This is a genomic window from Polaromonas sp. P3_A5, assembly GCF_056403055.1.
Genome location: NZ_JBFUGF010000001.1, coordinates 3,380,181 through 3,404,584, shown reverse-complemented (window position 1 = coordinate 3,404,584; position 24,404 = coordinate 3,380,181). Strand labels below are relative to the sequence as shown.

Here is a 24,404-nt window from a genome sequence, read left to right as displayed (position 1 = left end):
TTCATGTCAGTCAGTCAAATTTTTGAGGGCTTTTTGCAAAGCCACGGTTTCAGCCCGGCGATGGGCGCCGGCGCTGCGAATATGTTTGCCCGCACCCGACGTGATGGCACGCTGGACGAGGGCCCGCACCACGGGATTGCGCGGTGTGGGTGGCGGCAAGGTCAAAGCCAGCGGCTGCTTCATGCGCCGCAAATGCTTGACCTTGCCTGCAGCAAAGTCACGGGAAAAAGTTTTGGCACTCATGTGCACGCTCCGAAAAAGCAAAACCCCGGCGAAAAATCAGCCTGGGGTTTGCGGAGCGCGCTTCACACGTGAAGGCACAGCACCGACTGCCCGCAGGGCTGGGTATGGTTGACACCACATCCAGCCGGGGGCAGTGGAGGGTGCGTCAGGTGTGAGTGAACAAAGTCATGGTCTTGAGGGCTTCAAGGTGTTTACTGCGCAAGGTTATTCGTTGCACAGTGGCTTAAAGCAAGGAACGGATTCTGAAGAGCCCACGCGGGCTTGGCAAGTTTTATGCAGCGATTTCTCACAATGTGTTGTGAAAATCAAACCGCTGCTGCGCTAATTGCTGCGCGCTTCAGCGCCGCGACGACACCACGATGCCGCCCACGATCAGCATAAAAGCCAGCGCGTGGTAGAGGTGCGGCAACTCACCGAGAAAGGCCGCCGACAGCAATGCAGCGAACAGCGGCGTGAGGTTGGAAAAGAAGCCCGCAATCGCCGGCCCGACACGCTGCACGCCCATGCCCCAGCAACGATAGGCAATCACCGCGGGTCCCACGGCCACGTACAGCAGGGCTGCGGCCAGCGGCCAGCCCCATTGGATGTGCGCGTCGGTCAACGCCCATTCGCCGGCGGCAAACGCACCCGACCAGGCCAGTCCGAACACGATTTGCGCGAGCAGGAAGGCCGCCCAGTCGCGGCGGATTTCCGCCGGCTCTTTGGGTTGCGACAGCAGCCAGCTGTAAAACGCCCAGGCCAGCGTGGCCAGCAGCACGTACAGGTCGCCGGGCACCAGCTGCACCTGCATGAGCAATTCCCATTGGCCACGCGACAGCACCACCAGCACGCCGGCAATCGACAGCACGGCACCTGTGGTCTGTCGCTTCGACACAGTCTGGCCAAAAAACAGCGCCCCCACGACCAGCATCCAGATCGGCACGCTTGACGCCACCAGCGTCACGTTGAGCGGTGTGGAGGTTTTCAGCGCCAGATACTGCAAGGCGTTGTAGCAACCCACACCCAGCAGGCCCAGCACCGCGAAACGTTTCCAGTGAGGCCACAGGCTGCTGCCCGGTTTGAGCAGGCGCCAGGCCAGCGGCAGCAGGATCACGAAGGCCAGGGCCCAGCGCAGGAAGTTGAGCGTCATGGGCGGCACAAGGCCGGTGACGAGGCGGCCGACGACGGCGTTACCGGCCCAGAGCAAGGGAGGGACCACCAGCAGCGTGGCGGTGGCGGGCGTGAGGCGTTGGGTCATGACGGGGACTTTATCAAGCACGACCGTTTTCCTCTCGCCGCGCGGGGTTCAACCCTCGGCGCCTGCGGCCCATTTCGATTCATGGCACCATGACGGCCACCCCTTTTCTTTCTCCATCTGCAACCTTTGCAAGGAAATCCATGGCCTCCATCACCTCCAAAGCCGTACGCATCAACCAGCACGGCGGACCTGAAGAACTCGCACTGGTAGACGTGACGGTAGGCGACCCCGGCCCGGGCGAAATACGCATCCGTCACAAGGCCGTTGGCTTGAACTACATCGACGTGTACCAACGCAGCGGTGTCTATCCGCTTGCCATGCCGCTTCAACTGGGCATGGAAGCTTCCGGCATCGTCGAGGCTGTTGGTGAGGGCGTGGCCCACCTGAAAGCGGGTGACCGCGCGGCCTATGCCAGCCAGCCGCCCGGCAGCTACTGTGAAGTGCGCGTGATGCCGGCCAAGTGCGTGTGCAAGCTGCCCGATGCGATCTCGTTTGAAACCGGCGCGGCCATGATGCTCAAGGGGCTGACCACGCAGTACCTGCTGCGGCGCACGCAGCCGCAGGGCGGCTTGCACGCCGGCGACCATGTGCTGTTTCACGCGGCCGCCGGCGGCGTGGGCCTGATCGCTTGCCAGTGGGCCAGGGCCATGGGCCTGCAACTCATAGGCACCGCCGGCTCTGACGAGAAATGCGCGCTGGCGTTGTCGCAGGGCGCGGCCTTTGCCATCAATTACACCCAGGAAGATTTCGTGGCCCGTGTCAAGGAAATCACCGGCGGCAGGGGCGTGAAGGCGGTGTACGACTCGGTTGGCAAGGACACCTTCCTCAAGTCACTGGACTGCCTGCGCCCCTTTGGCCTGCTGGCCAACTTTGGCAATGCCTCCGGCAAGACGCCGCCGCTGGACATCGGCCTGCTGGCAGCCAAGGGCTCGCTTTACGTTTCACGGCCGACGCTCTTTACCCACATTGCGACGCGTGAGACCACACAGGAAATGGCGGATGAATTGTTCGCCATGGTCATCAGCGGCAAAGTCCATATCCCCATAGACCAGCGTTTTGCCCTGGCCGACGTGGCAGAGGCGCACCGTGCGCTTGAAGCCCGCAAGACCACGGGCTGCACCATCCTGACGCTGTAACCACCGGCCCTGGGGCGGTAAACCTGTGTAAAGCCACGGGCGGCATTCAACGCAAGGCGTGGCGGATGCGTTACAAGGGGCGAGGGCCTGCTAACAGACCCCAGGAGAACACGATGCCCACAGCGATCACCCAGGCCGGCATGCTCGCGGCCTTCCTGGCTTGCCTCGCCGCCCCGGCGGCGCAGGCGCAGGCGCAGGCCGATGCCGTGCCGCCGCCGGCCAAGCTTGCCGCCACATGGCGCGCCGCTTCGCGCCTGGGGTATGCACCCACGCCGGCCTCGACGCAGGCCGCCGCGGCCTCGCCGCGCGCCTGGGCGCTGCAGCAACTGGATGCGGCCTATGCCGCAAGCCTGCGCCCTCCCACCCTTCCTGCCGAAATCGCCGGCATCAACGCACCGCTCAATGACATCGCGCGCAGCTTCCAGGCCGAGCGCGAGATGCGCCGGGCTGCGCGCGAAACGCCCAAGCCCGGTATGGCCGCCGCGGCCGATACAGGCGGGGAAAAATTCAGCCGCGAGATGGCTCAGGGCGCGGCCGCCTGGCGGCTGATGTCCTGCAGCGATCCGGCGCTGGAAAATCCGCTGCTGGCCCGCATGACCGAGTTCTGGTTCAACCACCTCAATGTGTTCGTCGGCAAGGGACCGGTGCGCCCCTTTGTCGGCCACTACGAGATCAATGTGATTCGCGCCAACGCCCTGGGCCGTTTTGAAGACTTGCTGCTGGCCAGCGCCAGGCATCCGGCCATGCTGTTCTACCTGGACCAGGCGCAGAGCAACAGCCGCGGCCTCAATGAAAACTACGCGCGTGAGTTGATGGAGTTGCACACCCTGGGCGTGAACAGCGGCTACACGCAAAAAGACGTGCACGAACTGGCCCGCATCCTCACCGGCTGGACGGTGAACCTCAAGGACGGCGAGGGTTTTCGTTTTGCCGAGCGCCTGCACGACAAGGAGGGCAAGGTGCTGCTGGGCCGTACGTTCGGCAGTGAGGGCGTTGCGGAAGGCGAGGAAGCCATTCGCTTCCTGGCACGCCGGCCCGAGACGGCACGGCGTGTGTCCATCCGGCTGGCCAGTTTTTTTGTGGCCGACAAACCCTCGCCCGCGCTGGTCAACCGGTTGGCGACTGCCTTCACGGCTACCCAGGGCGACATCCGCGCGGTGATGCGCACCCTGATCGAATCACCGGAATTCTGGGCGCAAGACAACCAGTTGTTTAAAACCCCGCTGGACTTTGCCTGTTCGGCGCTCACTGCGGCCGGGGGTGTCAAGGAGCGCCGCGATATCGTGCAAACCCTGGGCTTCCTGGCGCAGGCCGGCCAGCCCATGCATGGCTGGCAAACGCCCGACGGCTACAAAACCGATGCCGGTACCTGGCTTGCGCCCGAGGCTTTGACGCGCCGCGCCGATTACGCCATGGGCCTGGCCCAGCGCACAGCTGAGCCGTCTTACCTCAACGCCTTTTTCAGCATTGCGACGCGCGAGCGCATTGCGCAGGAACCCGCGCAGATGCGCACCGGCCTGATGCTCGCCAGCCCTGACTTCATGCGCAAATAATTCCATGTCCAAATCAAACGTGCACTTTGTCGGCCCGCCTTGCCGTGCTGTAGCACTGTCTGCGGCGGGCCTTCGCGTTCACGCTTGATCTGGACATGGAATATGCCGCAACAAGGACTCCTATGAACCCCAATTTTTCTTCATCGGCGAATCTGCTGCAACGCCGCCAGCTGGTGGGCCTGGGCGCGTTGTCCGCCTTGTCGCTGGCAGCGCCCGGCGTGTGGGCGCAAGCCTTGCCCGCAAGCCGATCAGGCCTGGACGGCGGGCGCCTTATCGTCGTCTTCCTGCGCGGTGCGTATGACGGTCTGTCGGCCTTTGTGCCCTACGCAGACAAGGACTACTACGCTTTGCGCCCCAACATCGCGATTGCGGCGCCCGACGGCACGACGCAAACCGCCTTGAAGCTCGACAAAACCTTTGCCCTGCATCCCGCGCTGGCTCCACTGCTGCCGCTGTGGCAGCAAGGCGTTCTGGGCTTTGTGCCCGCGGCCGGCCTGCCTGCGCCCAACCGTTCGCATTTCGATGCACAGTACCAGATGGAGATCGCGCAGGGCGGCAAGACCAGCAGCGCGCCCGGGTGGCTCAACACCACAGCGGGCTTGGGCAAAGCCGCTGCACCGGGCGCCACCGCTCTCGGCGTGGGCGAGGCCAATCCGGCCATTCTGGGCGGGCAGGCGACCGTCAGGTTGATCCCTCGCGGCCAGTCGGCCGAGCGCACCGGCGTGCTGGCCAACGACAGAACCCGCCAGGCGCTGATGGACCTGTATGCCGGTGACGACAAGATCAGCGAAGCCTTCCGCCAGGGTGCGGGTAGCCGCATGCAGAGTGCGCAGGAGCTCACGGAGCAGAAAAACGCCAGGGCCGAAAAAATGGCGGAAGACAGCAGGCGCATGGCAGACAAGCGCCTGGACCGCGATGGCACGCCCGGCAATCCGCAGGCGCTGAACGCGCAAATGCAGGCGGCCAGCAACGGCGCGGCCGACCCGGTGGGCCTGCAACTCGATGCGCAGCACCTGGGCACGCTGATGCGCAACGACCGAAAGTTGCGCATCGGCTTTTTGTCGGCCGGCGGTTGGGACACCCATGCCAACCAGGGCGCTGCCACCGGCCAGCTGGCCAACAACCTCGGCAACCTGGCGCGCGGCATCGCGCAGTTGCGCCAGGATTTTTCCGAACCCGGCGATGTTGTCGTGGTGATGAGCGAATTCGGCCGCACCAGCGCCGAAAACGGCACACGCGGCACCGACCACGGCTTTGGCAATGCCATGTGGCTGATGGGCAACCGTGTCGCCGGCGGACGCTGGCATGGCCAATGGACGGGCCTGGCCCAACTCAACGAAGGACGCGACTTGCCGGCGCACCATGATTACCGCGCGGTGCTGGCGCAGGTGCTGCGGGGGACTTTTGCATTTGGCGATACGCAGCTGGCTGATGTGTTGCCAGGGGCCAGGTGGGACAAGCGACTGGACGGTTTGTTCGTCAAAGCCTAGCTTCGCAGGTTTGCGCCCGAATTCAAGGGTTTTGGCCGTTTTATCCAATAGGCGTAAGCGCGAGCAGCTATTAAATTAATAGCAAATAAATTTCCGGAGCTGATGCTTCCCGCCTGGCCGGCGGGTTTGCACTGTCCGGTTGGTGTGGGCGAAGTAAACTGCGCAGCAGAATCCGGGATGGCCCGCTGCCCCGGTCTTTTCGCATATCAATGGCCTGCCAGCACGGGCCCCAAGGACGCATGATGATGCCGCCTGCTTTTGATGCCCAATGGCTGCAAGCCCTGCGCGCCGGAGCGATCCAGCCACCGCTGCGCCCACGTGTGCCGCTGTGGGCCGGTGAATCGGTAATCGGCTCGGTAGAACCCGGCTTCTTCCACAAGCTGGCCCTCCACACCATGACCGACGGCGACCATCCGCTGCTCAAGGAAGAGCGCCCCTCAACTTTGGGCTGGCGCGTGATGGGTGACGTCACGACCAGTCTGAACAAAATCGCGGTGGCGCTGCATGAAGCGGGCCTCGCCGGTGCCTGGCGCGACGAGCAGCTCGCGGTGCCCGACCAGTTCGGCCACCGCAAGGGCACGGTGGAGCGCGCAGCTGTGCGGCCGCTGGGCATCACCACGCTGGCGGTGCACCTGGTGGGGCAGTCACCTGACGGGCGCTTCTGGGTGCAGCAGCGTGCTTTCAACAAATCGAATGATCCGGGCCTGTGGGACACGCTGATGGGCGGCATGGTGTCGGCGGCCGATACGGTGGAAACCGCGCTCGTGCGCGAGACCTGGGAAGAGGCCGGCCTGCACACGGCCGCGCTGCAGGCTATGCGCTACGGCGGGCGCCTGGCGGCGCGGCGGCCGGCCACCGACGGCAACGGCGCGGGTTATGTGGTGGAGGACATCGACTGGTATGTCTGCACCGTACCCGAGGGCATGGTGCCCGACAACCAGGACGGCGAGGTCGAGCAGTTTCGCTTGATGGAGGCCGGGGACTTGCTCGAGGCCATGCAGCGCGGCGAATTCACGGCCGAAGCGACGCTGATTCTTTCAGACGCCATGGGCCTTACTTAGGCCTGGTCGGTCAGGGCTGGCTGGCGCAAGCGGTTGGGGGCCAGTGCGCCGGCCGAATCCAGGATCGGGTAGGCGATCGAGCAGATGTGCGAGTTGATGCGCTTGAGTTCGCTGATGAGGTCAATGTGCAGCGAGCTGGTTTCCAGGCTCTGCACCGTATTGGCTGATAGCCGACCCAGGTGGGTCGTGGCATATGCCCGCTCCAGGTCGCGGAAACGGGCTTTTTCTTCCAGCAGCTTTTGCGCGTCGCGCACCGTGCCATTGAGGAACACGCTCATGCCCAGGCGCAGGTTGGCCACCAGGCGCTCGTGCAGTTCGACGATTTCAGCCATGCCGGCGTCCGAGAAGTTGCGGCCCGGCTTGATCTTCTTGTCTTCGATGTCGATCAGCACACGCTCGATGATGTCGCCGATCTGCTCCATGTTGATGGTGAAGCTGATGATGTCGGTCCAGCGGCGGCTTTCTTCCTCGGCCAGCGCTTCGCGTGAAATCTTGGTGAGGTAGTACTTGATCGACGAATACAGCTCGTCGACGGCATCGTCCATCTTGCGCAGGTCTTCGGCCAGCTTGAGGTCGTTCTTCTGGATGACCGCCAGCACGCCCAGCAGCATGGTTTCCACCACGTCGGCCTGGTGCAGCGCTTCACGGGCCGCGCAGGAGATGGCCAGCGACGGCGTGGCCAGTGCGGAAGGGTCGAGATGATGGGGGCGGCCGCCGGCCTTGTTTTTGTCGGGCTTGGGCAGCAGCTTTTCCACCCAGCGCGCGATCACCTGCGTCCAGCCAATGAATATGGCACCCACCACCATGTTGAAGGTGAGATGGAACAGCACCACCACGGTGGCGGCTTCGCCAAGGTAGGGGCGCACGTGGCGCAGCCACAGGCCGATGAAGGGCGCTGCGACGATGATGCCCAGCAGCTTGAAGAACAGGTTGCCCAGCGGAACCTGCCGCACTTCAACGGCCGAGCGCAGTGTGGTGAGCACCGCCAGCAGCCCGCTGCCGAGGTTGGCGCCCAAGACCAGGCCCAGCGCCACGTCAATGGGGATGACGGCCGAGGCGGCCAGCGTGGCCGTGAGCAGCACAATCGCCAGGCTGGAGTACGACACCACGGCCAGGAAGGCGCCCGCGGTAATTTCGAGCAGCAGGTCGCTGCTGAGGGAGCCCAGCAGGGCTTTCACGGCCGGTGCCTGGGTCAGAACTTCAGTGGAGGCCGTGACCAGCCGCAAGGCCAGCAGCATGAGGCCCAGGCCGATCAGCACCCGGCCAAAGCGGCCGACATTGGTGTCCTGCCGCGAGATGAACAGCACGACGCCGACAAAGATAAAGAGCGGCGACAGCCAGGACAGGTCAAAAGAGAACACCACGGCCATCAGGCTGGTGCCGATGTCCGCGCCCAGCATGACGGCCAGCGCCAGCGGCAGGGTGACCAGGCCCTGCCCGACAAATGACGAAACGATAAGGGAGGTGGCGGTGCTGGACTGCACCAGGGCCGTCACCCCGATGCCCGAGACGGCCGCAGCCAGCCGGTTGCTGATGCTGACTGCGAGCACGTGGCGCAGATTGGCACCGAACACCCGCAGGATGCCGGTACGAACGAGATGGGTGCCCCACACGAGCAGCGCAATGGCTGCCAAAAGATTCAACAAATGCTTCATAAGGTCGGAACCACTATACCCTTGAACCGGATGGCTGCAAGCGGTCCGACTCCGGTTTATCGGGTACGCCGAACCCGGAGCAGCTCATCCAGGATGAGGCAAACCGCGCCAACGGTGATGGCGGCATCGGCGATATTGAACGAAGGAAAATACCAGCCGTGCCAGTGGAACTGCAGGAAATCCACCACATAGCCATGCAGGGTGCGGTCAACGACATTGCCGACAGCGCCGCCCAGGACGCAGGCCAGCGCGAAGGAAAACAGCTTTTGACCGGCATGCGAGCGCAGCATCCACACAATAAAGAGCGCCGCGGCAACCCCGATGGCGGTGAAAAACCAGCGCTGCCAGCCAGAGGCTTCGGCCAGGAAAGAAAACGCCGCACCGGTGTTGTGCACGCGCACGACGTTGAAGAAGCTCGTCACATAGGTGGAGTCGCCCAGGCGGTAGTAGCCCAGGATCAATACCTTCGTGAACTGGTCAGCGATCAGGATCAGCAGTGCCAGGCCCAGCCAGGGGAGCATGCTGCCCTCTGATTTGATGAAGGTCATCTTGGCCATCAGGCGAACTTCCTGTCTTCACCGGCACCATACAGGTTGCTGGTGCAGCGGCCGCAAATGGTCGGGTGGGCGGGGTCGTGTCCCACGTCACTCCGGTAGTGCCAGCAGCGCTCGCATTTGATGTCAGAACTGGCTGAAACCCGCGTTGATACTGCGCTAGCAGCTATTAAATCAATAGCGGATGTGATGAAGACAAATTTGAGGTCTTCACCGAGCGAGGCCAGCAGTGCATGGTCTTCGGTGGCCACTTCCAGCGCGACATTGGCCTGCAGCGAAGAGCCTACCTTGCCGTCGGTGCGCAGGGCTTCGATGTCCTTGTTGACCGTGTCGCGGATTTCGCGGATGCGTGACCACTTGGCCAGCAGCGCTGCGTCGGGCGCGGGGAACTCGGCATAGGTTTCCATGAAGATGGACTCGGACTGCCCGAACACCTTCCACGCTTCTTCGGCTGTGAAGCTCAGGAAGGGCGCCATCCAGCGCAGCATGGCGTGCGTGATCTGCCAGAGCGCAGTTTGCGCGCTGCGGCGGGCCAGCGATTTGGGGCCGGTCGTATACAGCCGGTCTTTCAGGATGTCGAGGTAGAAGGAGCCCAGGTCTTCGCTGCAATAGATCTGCAGCTTGGAGACCACCGGGTGGAATTCATACACCTCGTAATGCGCCAGGATGTCGGCCTGCAGTTGCGATGCACGGCTGAGCGCGTAGCGGTCGATTTCCAGCATCTGCTCAAACGGCACGGCGTCTTTGGCTGGGTCGAAGTCGCTCACGTTGGCCATCAAGAAGCGCAGCGTGTTGCGGATGCGGCGGTAGGCGTCCACCACGCGGGCCAGGATCTTGTCGTCGATGCCCAGGTCGCCCGAATAGTCGGTCGAGGCGCACCAGAGGCGGATGATCTCGGCGCCCAGCTTGTCGCTCACCTCTTGCGGTACCACGACATTGCCTTCGCTCTTGCTCATCTTGCGGCCCTTGCCGTCGACGGTGAAGCCGTGCGTGAGCAGGCCCTTGTACGGCGCATGGTCGTACATCGCGCAGGCGGTGAGCAGCGACGAGTGGAACCAGCCGCGGTGCTGGTCGTGGCCTTCCAGGTACAGGTCTGCCGGCCAGGTCGATTGCGCGGCGTGACTATGGCGCAGCACATGGTCGTGCGTGGTGCCCGAGTCAAACCAGACGTCGAGGATGTCGGTGCTCTTGATGTAATCCGGCGCATCGGCGCCGATGATGGACTCGGCCGTGGCCTTGCTCCAGGCCTCGATGCCGCCGGCCTCCACCATGGCGGCTGCCTGGTCCATGATTTCCATGGTGCGCGGGTGCAGCTCGCCGGTGGCGGTGTGGATGAAAAAAGGCAGGGGCACGCCCCAGTTGCGCTGGCGGCTGATGCACCAGTCGGGCCGGCCGGCAATCATGTCGCGCAGCCGGACTTTGCCGTTTTCCGGGTAGAAGCTGGTTTCTTCGATGGCGGCCAGGGCCAGCTTGCGCAGGGTTTGCGGTGCCTTGTCCTTGGTGAAAACGCCTTCGCCCTCGTCCATGCGCACAAACCACTGGGCCGCCGCGCGGTAGATCACCGGCGTCTTGTGGCGCCAGCAGTGCGGGTAGCTGTGCAGGATGTCCTGGGTGGCAAAGAGGCGTCCGTGTTCGCGCAGTTTGTCGATGACCAGCGGCGCGGCCTTCCAGATATTGAGGCCGCCAAACAGCGCGAGATCGTCGACATAACGCCCGTTGCCCTGCACCGGGTTGAGGATGTCGTCGTAGGCAATGCCGTTGGCCACGCAGGAGTTGAAATCCTCTACGCCATAGGCAGGAGAGGAGTGCACGATACCGGTGCCGTCGTCGGCGGTGGCGTAGTCGGCCAGAAAGACCGGGCTGAAGCGCCGGTAGCCTGCATCGACGTCATAAAAGGGATGCTGGAATTTCAGCAGCGCCAGGTTTTTGCCCAGCGTGGTGGCCAGCACGGTACCGCTCAATTGGTAGCGCTCAAGGCATTTCTCGACCAGCACTGAAGCCAGCAGCAAGATACCGCGCTCTGTGTCGACCAGTGCGTATTCGAGTTCCGGGTTCAGGTTGAGCGCCTGGTTGGCCGGGATGGTCCAGGCGGTGGTCGTCCAGATCACCGCGAAGGCGTCTTTGGCCAGGCTCTTGAGGCCGAAAGCGGCCGCGAGCTTCTCCGGCTCAGCGCACTTGAAGCCGACATCCAGCGTCTGCGACTTCTTGTCGGCGTATTCGATTTCAAACTCGGCCAAAGACGAGCCGCAGTCAAAGCACCAGTACACGGGCTTGAGGCCACGGTAGACAAAGCCGCGTTCCATGATGCGTTTGAGGGCGCGGATTTCATTGGCCTCGTTGGCAAAATCCATCGTGCGGTAGGGGTTGTCCCATTCGCCGAGCACACCCAGGCGCTTGAAGTCGGCCATCTGGCCGGCGATCTGTTCGGTGGCGAAGGCGCGGCTCCTGGCCTGCACCTCGTCGCGCGGCAGGTTGCGGCCGTGCAGTTTTTCAATCGCGTTCTCGATCGGCAGGCCGTGGCAGTCCCAGCCCGGCACGTAGATGGCGTCCAGGCCCTTGAGCTGGCGCGCCTTGACGATCATGTCTTTCAGGACCTTGTTGACGGCGTGGCCGATGTGGATCTTGCCGTTGGCATAGGGCGGGCCGTCGTGCAACACGAACCTGGGCTTGCCGGCGCGCACGTCGCGCAGCTTCTTGTAGATGCCTTTTTCGTCCCATTCCTTGACCCAGCCGGCTTCGCGCTTGGGCAGGTCGCCGCGCATCGGGAAGGGTGTGTCAGGCAGGTTCAGGGTGCTGCGGTAATCGGTTTTGGTTTCGGACATGGGATGCTTCTGGGATGCTGTTGTTGGGGCGGCCTGAAAAAGCGGGCCGCCGGAAATACGGTGGGGAGAAGCCGGTCGCCAAAAAATGAAAGGCGAGGCCAGAGGCGACGAGATCGTCTAAATTCGGTCGCGCGTGGTCTGGCGGCTGGTTTCCGTGTGCATGGAGGCTGGAAACGACTTGGGCGGCTGGGCAAAAAACGCCCGCGCTTCGTCACAGTCTTTGGCGATGCCTGTTTTCAGGCTGTCCAGGCTGTCGTACTTCAGTTCGTCGTGCAGTTTATGAAGCAGTTCCACACGGATGATTTTACCGTATGCCCCCTCGGGGCCCAGGCTGGCCGGCCATTCGAGGCAATGCGTCTCCAGGAGCACGCGCCCGCCGTTGATGTCGGCCGGGTCCAGCGAGGGCCGGATCCCCAGGTTGGCTACGCCGGGAATGGGCTGGTCGGCCAGGCCAAACACCTGCACCGCAAAAATCCCGCTGGCTGCCGGTTTCCAGTGGGAAAACCGGAGATTGAGCGTGCGAAAACCGAGGTCGCGACCCAGTTTTCGGCCATGCACCACATGGCCCGAAATGCTGTAAGGCCGGCCCAGCAGGCTGGCCACGCGGGTCATCTGGCCCTGCGCCAGCGCCTCGCGCACCGCAGAACTGGACACCCGGGTGTTGCTGACTTCATAGCTGTTCATGCGGGCGACGTCAAAACCCAGGCGGTCGCCGGCGGCGTCCAGCATGGCGTAGTCGCCCACCCGTTTGGCGCCAAAGCGGAAGTCGTCGCCCACCAGTACGTACTTCACGCCCAGGCCTTTGAGCAACACATCTTCAATAAACGATTCGGCCGGCTGGGATGCGAGTGCTGCGTTGAAGGGCAGCACAACGCATTGGTCGATCCCGCAGCGGGCCAGTTCAGTGAGCTTGTCGCGCAGGGTGGCAATACGCGCGGGGGCGAGCTCGGGCTTACGGGCCACACCGGCAAAGTAGTCGCGTGGATGCGGCTCGAAGCTCATGACGCAGCTGGGGACCCCGCGGTGCTGTGCCTCATTTTTCAGCAGCGCCAGCATGGCCTGGTGGCCGCGGTGCACACCATCGAAATTGCCGATGGTCAGGGCGCATTGCGCCGCCAGCTGGGGATGGTGGTAGCCGCGGAAAATTTTCATGGGGCAATTATCGTTTTTATAGCGCTGGAGGCCGTCTCAACGGGGCTTCAAAGTGGTTTATGGGGGATTTGAACCTGTTTGTCATGATTTCACTGTATATTGATACACAGTCAGCCGAACGCCGTGTTTCCATGCGTCATCCACCATGATGGAGGTTCGTTTTGAAGGTCTTGAAGCTCTCAGCCCAGGGATTGCCGCAATCCTGGATCAGCCTTGAACAAGCCGTGTTGCATTACGCGGCCGACGAGGTGCGCTGGGAGATGGGCGCGCGGGTCGTCACCTTCCATGGCGGCCACAACGCCATCACGGGTGAGCAGTCCATCATCACCGTCAACAGCATCATCGGCACCAAGGGCGTGCCCAACATCAACCCGTTTGACCTGAAGCCGGGCCTGACCAACGGCAAGCTTTTCGCCCGTGACCGCAATGTGTGCGCCTACTGCGGCGGGCATTTCCATGAAGAAGACCTGACGCGCGAGCACATCATTCCGTTTGCCCAAAAAGGCATAGACACCTGGATGAACGTGGTGACCGCCTGCCGCGCCTGCAACCACCGCAAAAGCAGCCGCACGCCCGAACAGGCGCACATGCCGCTGCTTTACACGCCTTATGTGCCCAGCCTCTGGGAAGACTTCATCCTGCGCAACCGCCGCATCCTGGCGGACCAGATGGAGTTTTTGATGGCGCATATTCCGAAGACGTCACGCTTGCACGCGTGACGCCTTCCATCCCCTCGCGCCTGCACGCGTAACTCGCCTGATACGGTAGCGCGGCCGGGCCAATGTCACCGCGGAACCGGCTTCGCCGGGCCGCCAGTGGCGCCCCCTTGAGGGGGAGGCGGCCGCAGGCCGCTTCGGGGGGGAGCGCTACTTTTAGGCAAATACGCCGGCCGTCTCCTGCATCCGGCTCGACACCTCGCCCAGGTGATGCAGCGTGTCGCCAAAAGTCATCTCCAGCTGCGTCAGCTTCTTGAAGTAGTGGCTCACGATGTATTCGTCGGTCACGCCGATGCCGCCATGCAACTGCACTGCCTGTTGGCCCACAAAGCGCATGGACACGCCCAACTGGTACTTGGCGCGCGCCAGCGCCCGGGCGCGCTCGTCGGCCGGCGCATTGAGCTTGAGTGAGGCGTAGTAACTCATCGAGCGCGCCAGCTCCAGCTGCATCTTCATGTCGGCCACGCGGTGGCGCAGCGCCTGGAAGCTGCTGATGGCCACGCCGAACTGCTTGCGGGTGTTCATGTATTCGACGGTGATGGCCAGGGTCTTGTCCATCACGCCCACGGCTTCGGCGCAGGTGGCGGCGATGCCGATGTCGACGCCGTGGGCCAGGGCCGTGAGGCCCTCCAGGGTGATCAAAGTGGCGGGGGCGTTTTTCAGTGTGACTTCGGCAGCGCGGCCGCCGTCCTGCGTACCGTAGCCTGTGGCTGTCACGCCGGCTGCCGCACGCTCAACGAGGAACAGCGCCAGCTTGCCCCTGGCCATGGCGGGAACGATGAAGGCATCGGCTTTATCACCGGCCGGCACTATGCTTTTGATAGCTGTTAGCGCCCATCCATCGCCAGCTGCAGCCGCATTTGCCTCGCATTTTTTGAAGTCGTAGCGTGCAGCCCGTTCCTGGTAGGCCAGTACCACCAGGCATTCACCCGCGGCGATTTTCGGCAGCCATGCCGCCTTGACAGCTTCGGGGGCGTAGTTCGACAGCACGCCGCCGGCAATCAATGTCTGCGCCAGAGGCTCCAGCACAATACCGCGCCCGAGCTCTTCCATCACCACCATGCCCTCGACGGGGCCCATGCCCAGGCCGCCGTCGTCTTCGGGTATGTAGAGACCGGTCAGGCCCAGCTCGGCGATCTGTCCATAGGCCTCGCGCGAGAAACCGCCCGCCTTGGCGATGCCGCGGCGGCGCTCAAAGTCGTAGCCCTTGTCGACCCATTTGCGCACGGCGTCGCGCAGCTGTTCCTGGTCGTCGGTGAAATCGAAATCCATGATGTGTTCCTTTGAATCAGATTTAGCCGAGAACGACTTGCGAGACGATATTGCGTTGCACTTCGTTGGAGCCGCCGTAAATCGTGGTTTTGCGCATGTTGAAGTAAGTGGACGCCAGCGGCGCGTCGCCCGGCAGGCCGCCGGGGAAGTCGCCCTGCCAGCCGGCTTCCATGGCTTCTTCGATGAAGGGCAGGCTGAAGGGGCCGGCGGCCAGCATCATCAGCTCGCTGTAGCGCTGCTGAATTTCGCTGCCGCGGATTTTCAGCAGGCCGGCGATGTCCAGCGAGTTCTTGCCCGACTTTTCGGCCGACAGCACACGCAGCACCAGCATTTCCAGCGCCACCACGTCGACCTCTAGTTTGGCGATCTCGTCGCGAAAGCGGAGGTCGTCGTAGACGCCTTCGGCCTTGGCGATGCGTTTGAGGCGTTCCAGCTCGCGTTTGGCGCGGTTGACGTCGGCGATGTTGGTGCGTTCGTGGCTGAGCAGGTGCTTGGCGTAAGTCCAGCCCTTGTTTTCTTCACCGATCAGGTTGTTGGCCGGCACCTCGACGTTGTCGAACCAGACTTCATTGACCTCGGCCTCGCCGTCCAGCAGCACGATGGGGCGCACTGTCACGCCGGGCGACTTCATGTCGATCAGCAAAAACGAAATGCCGGTTTGTGGCTTGCCTTCAGTGCTGGTGCGCACCAGGCAGAAGATCCATTCGCCGTACTGGCCCAATGTGGTCCAGGTCTTCTGGCCATTGACGATGTATTTGTCGCCCTGGCGCTCGGCCCGGCATTTGACGGATGCGAGATCCGAGCCGGAGCCCGGCTCGCTGTAGCCCTGGCTCCACCACACTTCGCCGCTGGCGATGCCGGGCAGGAAACGTTTTTGCTGCTCGGGGCTGCCAAATGCCATGATGACGGGCGCCACCATCACCGGTCCGAAGGGCACCACGCGCGGCGCGCCGGCCAGTGCGCACTCTTCTTCAAACAAGTGCTTTTGCACGGCGTTCCAGCCCGGGCCGCCGAATTCCTTGGGCCAGCCGTGCCCCAGCCAGCCTTTCTTGCCGAGGATTTTGGCCCAGCGCTGCATGTCGTCACGGCTCAGGCGCAGGGCGTTGTGTACCTTGTGCGAGATGTCCTTGGGCAGGTTGGTGTGAACCCAGGCGCGTATCTCTTCGCGAAAGGCCTGTTCTTCAGGAGTGAAAGCTAAATCCATGGTGAATGTCTCCAGGCCGGTTGGCAGGTATGTCTACGGTCGATTTTCTATTTTTAGCACGGTCGTTCGCAATTTTATGTCTCAGTTGGGACATTCGTGCCGTTGCGGGCGGCGGGCTCCTGTGAACTGCTATCTGCCGCGTTCTAAACTAGAGGGCTATGGCAACTGCGCAGAAAAACATCGTTATCCTGATTTCGGGCGGCGGCTCCAACATGGCGGTTATCGCCCGCACCGCTGAAAAAGAAGCCTGGCGCAGCCGGTGGGGTGTGCAGGTGGCCGCAGTCATCAGCAACAAGGCAAGCGCCGGCGGCCTGGAGTTGGCCAGGGGCATGGGCATTGCCACGGCCGTGGTCCCGCATGCCGCGTATGCGTCACGCGAGGCGTTTGATGCCGAGCTGATGGCGCAAATCGACAGGCACGCGCCGGCACTGGTCGTGCTGGCCGGCTTCATGCGCATCCTCACGCCGGGATTTGTCGCGCACTATGCCGGGCGGCTCATCAACATTCATCCTTCGCTGCTGCCGGCTTTTCCCGGTCTGCACACGCATCAGCGCGCCATCGATGCCGGCTGCACGGTGGCAGGCGCCACGGTGCACCAGGTGACCGCCGAGCTGGACCATGGCGAGACACTGGCGCAAGCCGTGGTGCCGGTCTTGCCGGGAGATACGGCCGAGGCGCTGGCCGCGCGCGTGCTCACGCAGGAGCACCTGATCTATCCGAAGGCGGTGCGTGCCTTCTTCGAACGCGCCGCCTGAACTGTGATCTGCGGCCGCTGCCAGCGGTCGCTGCTTACCCATTGTTGTCAGTGATGCGCCCTGCAAGGTGTTGATCCCTCATCTGTTTTGAATCCACCGGAGCACTCGCTCCGTATTCATCACAGCCGCTTGAATCCTCGTGATTCCGGCTGAGGTTCAATTTCGTGATTCAACACCTTCCAAAGGATTCCACATGCAGACAAAACACAAACTCGCTTCCATCGGCGTGGCCCTGGCACTGTCGTTCGCGGCGGTTCCCTCCTTCGCCCAGGTCATGGTGGGCGGTGCGCCCATGCTGGCCAGCAAGGACATCATCGACAACGCAGTCAATTCCAAAGACCACACCACGCTGGTCGCCGCCGTCAAGGCTGCGGGCCTGGTCGATACGCTCAAAGGCCCGGGTCCGTTCACCGTGTTTGCGCCCACCAACGCGGCTTTCGCCGCGTTGCCCGCCGGTACGGTCGACACCCTGCTCAAGCCCGAGAACAAGGGAATGCTCACCGGCATCCTGACCTACCACGTCGTGCCCGGCAAGTGGGATGCTGCAGCCATCAGCAAGATGATTGCCGACGGCAAGGGCATGGCCTCGATCAAGACGGTGGCCGGTGGCACGCTGGTGGCCAAGGCGGCCGGCGGCAAGGTCACGGTGACCGACGAGAAGGGCGGCGTTGCGACCGTCACCATTGCTGACGTGTATCAATCCAACGGCGTGATCCACGTGGTCGACAAGGTGCTGCTACCCAAGTAAGCCGGCGTTTCTTTCCCGAGCCCGCGCGCGGCTTGCTGCGCGCGGGTTTTCGCGCGTCGGCCTACTTCTGGTTCAGCATGTGCAGCGCTGCTTTGACGATGCTTTGCGCGTCGACGCTGAAAAATTCACGCAGCGCGGCGCGTGTGTCGCTGCGGCCAAAGCCGTCGGTGCCCAGGGTCAGGTAGCGCCTGCCTTCGGGCACAAAGGCGCGAATGCTTTCCGGTACAGCGCGCACATAGTCGGTGGCGGCCACGATGGGGCCGGTGCTGCCTTGTAACTGCTGTGCGATGAAGGGCGCAGTCACAGCGCCGTCATTGATCGCCTCTTGCTGGCAAGCTGCACCATCACGCGCCAGCTCACTCCAGCTGGTCACGCTGAAGACCGTGGCCTCAATACCCTGCGTGGCCAGCTGCTGCGCAGCCTTGATCACCTCGGTCAGGATCGCTCCCGAGCCCAATAAAACGACTTTTTGAGCCTTTTTTGAAGATGTTTCAGGGCTATGGGGCAATAAGGATGTGCGCGACCAGCTATTGAATTGATAGCATCCGCGAATGATGTCCGCCTCGGAACCGGCTTGCAAATCAGGCTGGGCGTAGTTCTCGTTCATCAGCGTGACGTAGTAGAAGACGTCTTTTTGTTCGACCATCATCTCCTGCATGCCGTGGTCCAGGATCACGGCCAGCTCGCCCGCGAAAGCCGGGTCATAGGCCTTGCAGTTGGGAATGGTCGCGGCGATCAGGTGGCTGGTACCGTCCTGGTGCTGCAGGCCTTCGCCGCCCAGCGTGGTGCGGCCCGAAGTTGCGCCCAGCAGGAAGCCGCGGGCGCGCTGGTCGGCGGCAGCCCAGATCTGGTCGCCCACGCGCTGAAAGCCGAACATCGAGTAATAGATATAAAAGGGCAGCATCGCCAGGCCGTGTACGCTGTAGCTGGTGGCAGCGGCGGTCCAGCTGGCCATGGCGCCGGCTTCGCTGATACCTTCTTCCAGGATCTGGCCGTCGAGCGCCTCGCGGTAACTCAGCACCGAGCCGATGTCTTCCGGCGCATAACGCTGGCCCACGCTGGAGTAAATGCCCACCTGCTTGAACAGGTTGGCCATGCCGAAGGTGCGCGCCTCGTCGGCCACGATGGGCACGATCTTCGGGCCCAGCGCCGCGTCTTTCAGCAAGCCGCCCAGCATGCGCACAAAGGCCATGGTGGTGCTCATCTCCTTGCCGTCGGCGGCCAGCGCGAACTGCGCGTAAGTGGGCAGGGCTGGGATGTTCACGATGTCGGCCGCCGTTTCACGCCGCGGCAAATAGCCGCCCAGTGCTGCGCGTTTGGCGTGCATGTACTGCATCTCGGCACTGTCTGCCGCGGGCTTGTAGAAGGCCAGGTTTTTGGCTTGCTCGTCAGATAGTGGCAAATTGAAGCGGTTGCGAAATTCGATCAGCTCTTCGCCGTCGAATTTTTTCTGCGAATGCGTGGTCATCTTGCCCTGGCCGGCGCTTCCCATGCCGTAGCCTTTTTTGGTGTGCGCCAGGATCACCGTGGGCTGCCCCTGATGGCTGGCCGCCGCGGCGTAAGCGGCGTGAATCTTCACCAGGTCGTGGCCGCCGCGTTTGAGGCGGTCGATCTGCTCGTCCGTCATGCCTTGGGCCAGGCGTGTGAGTTCGGCGTTCTGGCCGAAGAAGTTGTCGCGGTTAAAGCGCCCGTCTTTGGCGGCAAAGGTCTGCATCTGGCCGTCCACCGTCTGCGCAAAAGTTTTGGCCAATGCGTCCGTCAGGTCGCGCGCAAAGAGGCCGTCCCAGTCGCTGCCCCAGACCAGCTTGATGACGTTCCACCCGGCGCCGGCAAAGAGCTTTTCGAGCTCGTCGATGATGCGGCCGTTGCCGCGCACCGGGCCGTCGAGCCGTTGCAGGTTGCAGTTGACGACCCAGACCATGTTGTCCAGCCCTTCGCGCGCGGCCAGCGTCAGCGCGCTCATCGATTCGGGCTCGTCCATCTCGCCGTCGCCGAACACGCCCCAGACTTTGCGGCCCGTGCAATCGAGCAGACGGCGGTGCGTGAGGTAACGCATGAAGCGCGCGTGGTAGATCGAGCTGATGGGGCCTATGCCCATGGAGCCCGTGGGGAACTGCCAGAAGTCCGGCATCAAATAAGGGTGCGGGTAGCTGCACAGGCCTTGCGCGCCCTGGCTGGGGGCGGTCAACTCCTGGCGGTAAAAGCCCAGGTCTTTCTCATCCAGGCGGCCTTCAAGGTAAGCGCGCGCATAAACGCCCGGTGCGCTGTGCGGCTGGAAGAACACCAGGTCGCCGCGGTGCTGGTTAACACCGTCAATTTGGCCGATGCCTTCGCGTGCGCGAAAGAAATGGTTGAAGCCGGTTTCAAACAGGTCGGCTGCGCTGGCGTAACTCGCGATGTGGCCGCCGAGTTCGGCCGAGCCGCCGGTCTCGGCCTGGTTGGCGCGCACGACCATCGCCAGCGCATTCCAGCGCATCAGCGAGGCCAGGCGCTCTTCCATCGCCAGGTCGCCGGGGAACACGGGCTGCTCGTCTACGCCAATGGTGTTGACGTAAGGCGTGGCCAGTTCGGGCCGCCAGCCGATGCGCTGCTTGCGCGCGACGCGGCTCAGCTCATGCAGCATTTCGCGTGCGCGGGCCGGGCCCTGCGTAAGGGCAAGGGCTTCAAACGCCTCGCGCCATTCGGCGGTTTCCTGCGGGTCAGGGTCAGCGGAAGGATCGGTGTAAGAAGCGGCCTGCATCAGTAAATGGTGGGGTGTGGAATCGTTCATGGCACTGATCACTTTACGCAGATTCATCCGGAAGGTGTTGCTTCAATATCGGGGAACGACACCATTTAAAAGCATAAAATGCTGCAAATAATCAATTTTGAAGATGATGCAGCTTGATAACCTTGATTTGAAGATTCTGGATGAGTTGCAGCGGGATGGCTCGTTGACCAACGTGGAGCTGGCGCGCCGCGTGCACCTGAGCCCTTCGCCGTGCCTGGCCCGCGTCAAGGCGCTGGAGGCCGGCGGCGTGATTGACCGCTATGTGGCCATTGCCAACGCGGCGGCGCTGGGTTTGGGCCTGAATGTGTTCATCTCCATCAGTCTGCGCACGCAAAGCAAGGAGTCGCTGGCCGACTTTGAACGGCGCATCGCCGAGCATGACGACGTGATGGAGTGCTATTTGATGTCGGGCGACAGCGACTACCTGATTCGTGTGGCTGTGGCCGATATCGGTGCGCTGGAGAAGTTCATCCTGGAGCAACTGTCACCGATTCCGGGCATCGAGAAAATACGCTCGAGCTTTGCGCTCAAGCAGGTCAGGTACAAGACGGCGCTGCCTTTGCCTCTGACCAGGGCGCCTGAACCCATCGCCAGGGTGTCAGCGGCCCGGGGTTGAAGCCTGTTCGCTGGCCAGGGCCGGGTGCGAAATTTCAATTTCGTTGATCTTGGCCAGCAGGTCTTCCCGACGGCTCACGTCTTCTCCCGCGGCACTCACGGTATCGCTCGGTGAATCGACAAACTGCACATAGCGCTTTGTTCCGGAGGCCATCTGGTGCAGGCGGGACTTGAGCCTTTCAACCACTTCCTGCGCGGTCGTCTGGGAACCGGGCGTGTCATGCCACAGGGCGATGTGCAGGTTAAAGGCATTTGCGTCGCCCAGCTTTTCAGAGGCGCGTATGCAGTCGGCCAGGATCTTGGTTGAAACTTCCGACAGGGTGGTGCGGTTGACCGGGCCTTCGATCAGCATCATGAAGTCGTTTTCGCCATGGCGAACCACGGTGTCCACGTCGCGTGCTGCCCCGCGCAGGATTTCGCCGATGCGGGAAAGTGCGGCACCGCGCTTCTGGTCGCTTGCCGCGTCATGGCTCGGGGTCTGGTCGAGCCAGCGCAACATCAATACGCCGAAGGCGGACTTCTGCCGCCGGGCGCGCAGCAGCATGGGCGGCAGCCTGTCGTCGATGATCCGCGGCAACATCAGCCCGCTGGCCGGGTCGTATGTCGCCAGCGCGGCGCTGCGGTGGTTGGCAAACAGTGCGGCCCGGCTGCGCCATGCCAGCACGAGGAAAACCCAGAGCAGGCCGATCATTGCCGACAGGACACCGGCTGCCTGTGCCGCTTCAACATTCCAGACCCAGCCCGCGTTGTAGGAAAGCCGGGCCAGCGCGGCCAGCCCGATGGGCGCGGCGCCCAGCAGGATGAGAAGGTTCCAGGTCTGTCCCCGCAACGACATCCACAAGAGGCTTCCCATGATGGCCAGGGTGGAAAACCCCAGCCACAGGTTGCGAAGATCTCGCGGCACAAGGTTCTGGCTGGCAGCCATCAGGCAGGCCATGAACAGGCTGCCCGCCGCCACGATAAGCAGCAGGCGGTGTATGCGCGGGTAGCCGCTCTTGGCATAACTGGCCTGCGTGCAAAACCAGGCACCGGCGGCCATGCTCACCGAGGACAGCACCCAGCCCATGACCTGGTTCAGGTGTGCGCTGTGCGGCCAGATGCGCCAGCCGCCGTAGCCGATCAGCACCAACTGCGTGAACATGAGCGTGACCACGACGGCGCCGAACCACAAAAATACCTTGTTATGCGCCATGACGAACGCGGCCAGGCACAGAAAGGCCAGCAGGCTGAACATTCCCCACATCAATCCGATCACCACGCCAACCCGGGACGCGCCGTCGATGTACTCAATGGGTGACAGCAGCATGGGCCGCGCCGTGATGGCCCTGCGGTGCTCAAAGCGCAGGTAGTAGGTCTGCATGCCGTCGCCGCGCGTTTGCAGCTCAAAACTTGGCACACGGGTGCGCAGCGCCCACGCGGCCGGGGCAATCGCTTCGCCGGCGGATTGGACCAGCCAGCCGCCTTGCGGGTTGCGCGAAAAAAGGCTCGCCTTGAAGATCGCCTGGCCCGGCATCCGGACGTACCAGGTCTGCAGGGCTTCGGTGGCCGGCAGTGAAAAACTGGCCCAGACGTCTTGCGTGTCCGAGGTGGGAAGGATGGAGTCGTCTGTATAGGGCTGAAAGCTCCATGGTCCCTTTGCGGGATCGCCAGTCGTCAAGGCATCAGGTGACTCGATGGAATCCTTGGGCACCGCGACCCATTGCAGCGGCTGGGCCAGTGTGATTGTGGGACTGTCTTCGTACAGGCGGTCAAAGACCTGTGCATGGGCTGCGCCGCAGAATGCGCAGAGCAATATCAGGAAAAAACCACGCAGGCTTGCCGTTCGATACATCTGCATAGCTTATTGCAAAAAAAGGGCCTGCCCGCAAGGCCGTGGCCCTGCCGTGCAAACGCCCGATGCGGACCTGGAGGCGCTATGTGTAATCAGCGCGTCACATGCGTTGGCCACCATCCGCTTTTCATCAACAGTGGATTGCCCATGCCTTCTTCCCGTTTTGCCGCCAACCGGCGCCCCGCATTCAAATCTGTCTTCAAAGCCATCTTTCCTGCGCTGGCAGCCGTTGCGCTGGCTGCGCCGCTGCAAGCCCAGACCGCCTTTCCGGCCACGCTGGCCGGCCATGTGGTGGTACCTGCCCAATCATTTATTGCCGCGCCCAAAGATGCACCGCAGGACCTGCAGGTCAGCGGCAAGTTCACCAATGGCAAGCGCACGGAAGCGCTGGGCACGGTGGAAGGCCTGTCTGCCGGCAGGCCTACGGGTGTGAGTGTGCCTTTCAAGGGCCAGCCGCTGCAAGGCCACTCCGGCATCAAGAAAATGCCCGATGGCAGCTTCTGGATCCTGACCGACAACGGCTTTGGCTCCAAAGCCAATTCGCCGGATGCCATGCTGTACCTGAACCGCTACAAGGTCGATTTCAAGGGCGGCGCCTTGAAGCGGCTGGAAACGATTTTCCTGCACGATCCCGATAGAAAAGTGCCGTTTCGCATCGTCCATGAAGGCACGAAGCAGCGCTACCTCACGGGCAGCGACTTTGACACCGAAAGCTTCCAGTTCGCCGGTGGCGCCTTGTGGATTGGCGACGAGTTCGGCCCTTTCCTGATCAAGGCCGACATGAAGGGCAAAGTGCTGGCGGTGTTTGACACGCTGGTCGACGGCAAGGCCGTGCGTTCGCCCGACCATCCGGCCGTGACAACTCCCGGCGTGCCGGGCGGCGCGGTGGATTTCCAGGTTCGCCGCTCCAAGGGTTTTGAAGGCATGGCAGCTTCGAAAGACGGCAGCAAGCTGTATGCGCTGCTCGAGGGCGCGCTGTATGACGCCGCCATCAAAGGCAATGAAAACGTGGGCGGCAAGGACTACCTGCGCGTGCTGGAGTTTGACGTGAAGAGCGAATCCTGGACGGGCCGCCACTGGAAATACATGCTGGAGAGCAACAGCCACGCGATCGGCGACTTCAACATGATCGATGGCACGACCGGGTTGATCATTGAGCGCGACAACGGCGAAGGCACGGCCGACAAGGCTTGCCCGGAAGGTCAGAAACGCATCGACTGCTTCCACGACATTGCGAAGTTCAAGCGTGTCTACAAGGTGGAGCTGAGCGACGCCAATGCCGGCGGTGCGTTGCGCAAGATCGGCTACATCGATTTGATGGCCATTGCCGACCCGGCGAAGCTGGCGCGCAAGCCCCTGAACAACGGCGTGCTGACCTTCCCGTTCTTCACCATTGAAAACGTGGACGTGGTGGACGCCACACACATCGTGGTGGGCAACGACAACAACCTGCCGTTTTCCAGCAGCCGCGAACCCAACAAGGCGGACGACAACGAACTGATCTTGCTGGAAGTGGGCGACTTCCTCAAGGCCCAATAGGCCGGGGCTTCAGGATGCGCGCTCGGTTGCTATGAATTTTATAGCTGCTTG

Annotated in this window: 19 protein-coding genes; 9 read left to right on the top strand and 10 right to left on the bottom strand. The window is 62.8% G+C overall.

Annotated features, from left to right (window positions below; genetic code table 11):
* Positions 1-6: 6 nt before the first annotated feature.
* Positions 7-243, bottom strand: a complete 237-nt coding sequence (locus AC1DU8_RS16235) for a hypothetical protein (RefSeq protein ID WP_477669692.1) — start codon at positions 241-243, stop codon at positions 7-9.
* A 337-nt stretch (positions 244-580) separates the two neighbouring features.
* Entirely contained in the window at positions 581-1,480 is a 900-nt protein-coding gene (locus tag AC1DU8_RS16230; protein WP_477727061.1) for a DMT family transporter, read from the bottom strand.
* A gap of 140 nt (positions 1,481-1,620) precedes the next feature.
* Here AC1DU8_RS16230 and AC1DU8_RS16225 point away from each other — a divergent pair, with 140 nt between their 5' ends.
* The 4 genes from AC1DU8_RS16225 (at position 1,621) to AC1DU8_RS16210 (ending at position 6,720) form a co-directional block, all read left to right on the top strand.
* Entirely contained in the window at positions 1,621-2,616 is a 996-nt protein-coding gene (locus tag AC1DU8_RS16225; protein WP_457279514.1) for a quinone oxidoreductase family protein, read from the top strand.
* A 113-nt stretch (positions 2,617-2,729) separates the two neighbouring features.
* Positions 2,730-4,169, top strand: coding sequence for a DUF1800 domain-containing protein (locus AC1DU8_RS16220; protein ID WP_477726976.1), 1,440 nt, complete (start codon positions 2,730-2,732; stop codon positions 4,167-4,169).
* A 122-nt stretch (positions 4,170-4,291) separates the two neighbouring features.
* A complete protein-coding gene (locus tag AC1DU8_RS16215) occupies positions 4,292-5,659 on the top strand; it encodes a DUF1501 domain-containing protein (protein ID WP_477726975.1) in 1,368 nt (455 codons plus the stop codon).
* Positions 5,660-5,898: 239 nt separating this feature from the next.
* Entirely contained in the window at positions 5,899-6,720 is an 822-nt protein-coding gene (locus AC1DU8_RS16210) for an NUDIX hydrolase (RefSeq protein ID WP_477689955.1), read from the top strand.
* Here AC1DU8_RS16210 and AC1DU8_RS16205 read toward each other — a convergent pair.
* The 4 genes from AC1DU8_RS16205 to AC1DU8_RS16190 all read right to left on the bottom strand — a co-directional run bounded on the left by AC1DU8_RS16205 (position 6,717) and on the right by AC1DU8_RS16190 (position 12,903).
* Complete coding sequence (locus AC1DU8_RS16205) at positions 6,717-8,375, bottom strand: Na/Pi cotransporter family protein (protein ID WP_457279510.1); 1,659 nt, start codon at positions 8,373-8,375, stop codon at positions 6,717-6,719. The genes AC1DU8_RS16210 and AC1DU8_RS16205 overlap by 4 nt on opposite strands.
* Positions 8,376-8,431: 56 nt before the next feature.
* Positions 8,432-8,932, bottom strand: coding sequence for a signal peptidase II (gene lspA, locus AC1DU8_RS16200; protein WP_477685899.1), 501 nt, complete (start codon positions 8,930-8,932; stop codon positions 8,432-8,434).
* Entirely contained in the window at positions 8,932-11,751 is a 2,820-nt protein-coding gene (gene ileS / locus AC1DU8_RS16195) for an isoleucine--tRNA ligase (RefSeq protein WP_477726974.1), read from the bottom strand. Before ileS ends, lspA begins: the two co-directional genes overlap by 1 nt.
* Positions 11,752-11,868: 117 nt before the next feature.
* Complete coding sequence (locus tag AC1DU8_RS16190) at positions 11,869-12,903, bottom strand: bifunctional riboflavin kinase/FAD synthetase (RefSeq protein ID WP_477666172.1); 1,035 nt, start codon at positions 12,901-12,903, stop codon at positions 11,869-11,871.
* Positions 12,904-13,064: 161 nt separating this feature from the next.
* Here AC1DU8_RS16190 and AC1DU8_RS16185 point away from each other — a divergent pair, with 161 nt between their 5' ends.
* Positions 13,065-13,622, top strand: a complete 558-nt coding sequence (locus AC1DU8_RS16185; protein ID WP_092128654.1) for an HNH endonuclease — start codon at positions 13,065-13,067, stop codon at positions 13,620-13,622.
* Positions 13,623-13,775: 153 nt separating this feature from the next.
* Here AC1DU8_RS16185 and AC1DU8_RS16180 read toward each other — a convergent pair whose 3' ends face one another.
* On the bottom strand, positions 13,776-14,891 hold the full coding sequence (locus AC1DU8_RS16180; protein WP_477726973.1) for an acyl-CoA dehydrogenase family protein: 1,116 nt from the start codon (positions 14,889-14,891) through the stop codon (positions 13,776-13,778).
* Positions 14,892-14,913: 22 nt separating this feature from the next.
* Positions 14,914-16,095, bottom strand: coding sequence for an acyl-CoA dehydrogenase family protein (locus AC1DU8_RS16175; RefSeq protein ID WP_457279505.1), 1,182 nt, complete (start codon positions 16,093-16,095; stop codon positions 14,914-14,916).
* 158 nt (positions 16,096-16,253) lie between these two features.
* Here AC1DU8_RS16175 and purN point away from each other — a divergent pair, with 158 nt between their 5' ends.
* Both purN and AC1DU8_RS16165 read left to right on the top strand, forming a co-directional pair.
* Positions 16,254-16,850, top strand: a complete 597-nt coding sequence (gene purN / locus AC1DU8_RS16170) for a phosphoribosylglycinamide formyltransferase (RefSeq protein ID WP_477702322.1) — start codon at positions 16,254-16,256, stop codon at positions 16,848-16,850.
* 193 nt (positions 16,851-17,043) lie between these two features.
* Positions 17,044-17,598 (top strand): fasciclin domain-containing protein, encoded by a 555-nt coding sequence (locus AC1DU8_RS16165; protein ID WP_457279503.1) that lies wholly within the window; start codon positions 17,044-17,046, stop codon positions 17,596-17,598.
* A 61-nt stretch (positions 17,599-17,659) separates the two neighbouring features.
* Here the strand turns inward: AC1DU8_RS16165 and mdeB are convergent, their stop codons facing one another.
* Positions 17,660-20,368, bottom strand: coding sequence for an alpha-ketoglutarate dehydrogenase (mdeB, locus tag AC1DU8_RS16160; RefSeq protein WP_477727060.1), 2,709 nt, complete (start codon positions 20,366-20,368; stop codon positions 17,660-17,662).
* A gap of 106 nt (positions 20,369-20,474) precedes the next feature.
* Here mdeB and AC1DU8_RS16155 point away from each other — a divergent pair, with 106 nt between their 5' ends.
* Complete coding sequence (locus AC1DU8_RS16155) at positions 20,475-20,984, top strand: Lrp/AsnC family transcriptional regulator (RefSeq protein WP_477726972.1); 510 nt, start codon at positions 20,475-20,477, stop codon at positions 20,982-20,984.
* Here AC1DU8_RS16155 and AC1DU8_RS16150 read toward each other — a convergent pair.
* On the bottom strand, positions 20,967-22,820 hold the full coding sequence (locus tag AC1DU8_RS16150) for a sensor domain-containing diguanylate cyclase (protein ID WP_477726971.1): 1,854 nt from the start codon (positions 22,818-22,820) through the stop codon (positions 20,967-20,969). The two genes, AC1DU8_RS16155 and AC1DU8_RS16150, sit on opposite strands and share 18 nt — an antisense overlap.
* Before the next feature lie 141 nt (positions 22,821-22,961).
* On the opposite strand from AC1DU8_RS16150, the gene AC1DU8_RS16145 reads away from it, so the two are divergent.
* On the top strand, positions 22,962-24,353 hold the full coding sequence (locus tag AC1DU8_RS16145) for an esterase-like activity of phytase family protein (protein WP_477689951.1): 1,392 nt from the start codon (positions 22,962-22,964) through the stop codon (positions 24,351-24,353).
* Positions 24,354-24,404 lie beyond the last annotated feature (51 nt).

Coding starts and splice junctions, on each gene's coding strand:
- AC1DU8_RS16165 (WP_457279503.1), top strand. CDS start 17,044: ATGCAGACAAAACACAAACTCGCTTCCATCGGCGTGGCCCTGGCACTG.
- mdeB (WP_477727060.1), bottom strand. CDS start 20,368: ATGAACGATTCCACACCCCACCATTTACTGATGCAGGCCGCTTCTTAC.
- AC1DU8_RS16235 (WP_477669692.1), bottom strand. CDS start 243: ATGAGTGCCAAAACTTTTTCCCGTGACTTTGCTGCAGGCAAGGTCAAG.
- purN (WP_477702322.1), top strand. CDS start 16,254: ATGGCAACTGCGCAGAAAAACATCGTTATCCTGATTTCGGGCGGCGGC.
- AC1DU8_RS16190 (WP_477666172.1), bottom strand. CDS start 12,903: ATGAAAATTTTCCGCGGCTACCACCATCCCCAGCTGGCGGCGCAATGC.
- AC1DU8_RS16175 (WP_457279505.1), bottom strand. CDS start 16,095: ATGGATTTAGCTTTCACTCCTGAAGAACAGGCCTTTCGCGAAGAGATA.
- AC1DU8_RS16205 (WP_457279510.1), bottom strand. CDS start 8,375: ATGAAGCATTTGTTGAATCTTTTGGCAGCCATTGCGCTGCTCGTGTGG.
- AC1DU8_RS16220 (WP_477726976.1), top strand. CDS start 2,730: ATGCCCACAGCGATCACCCAGGCCGGCATGCTCGCGGCCTTCCTGGCT.
- AC1DU8_RS16230 (WP_477727061.1), bottom strand. CDS start 1,480: ATGACCCAACGCCTCACGCCCGCCACCGCCACGCTGCTGGTGGTCCCT.
- AC1DU8_RS16150 (WP_477726971.1), bottom strand. CDS start 22,820: ATGCAGATGTATCGAACGGCAAGCCTGCGTGGTTTTTTCCTGATATTG.
- AC1DU8_RS16215 (WP_477726975.1), top strand. CDS start 4,292: ATGAACCCCAATTTTTCTTCATCGGCGAATCTGCTGCAACGCCGCCAG.
- AC1DU8_RS16180 (WP_477726973.1), bottom strand. CDS start 14,891: ATGGATTTCGATTTCACCGACGACCAGGAACAGCTGCGCGACGCCGTG.
- AC1DU8_RS16225 (WP_457279514.1), top strand. CDS start 1,621: ATGGCCTCCATCACCTCCAAAGCCGTACGCATCAACCAGCACGGCGGA.
- AC1DU8_RS16155 (WP_477726972.1), top strand. CDS start 20,475: ATGCAGCTTGATAACCTTGATTTGAAGATTCTGGATGAGTTGCAGCGG.
- ileS (WP_477726974.1), bottom strand. CDS start 11,751: ATGTCCGAAACCAAAACCGATTACCGCAGCACCCTGAACCTGCCTGAC.
- AC1DU8_RS16145 (WP_477689951.1), top strand. CDS start 22,962: ATGCCTTCTTCCCGTTTTGCCGCCAACCGGCGCCCCGCATTCAAATCT.
- lspA (WP_477685899.1), bottom strand. CDS start 8,932: ATGGCCAAGATGACCTTCATCAAATCAGAGGGCAGCATGCTCCCCTGG.
- AC1DU8_RS16210 (WP_477689955.1), top strand. CDS start 5,899: ATGATGATGCCGCCTGCTTTTGATGCCCAATGGCTGCAAGCCCTGCGC.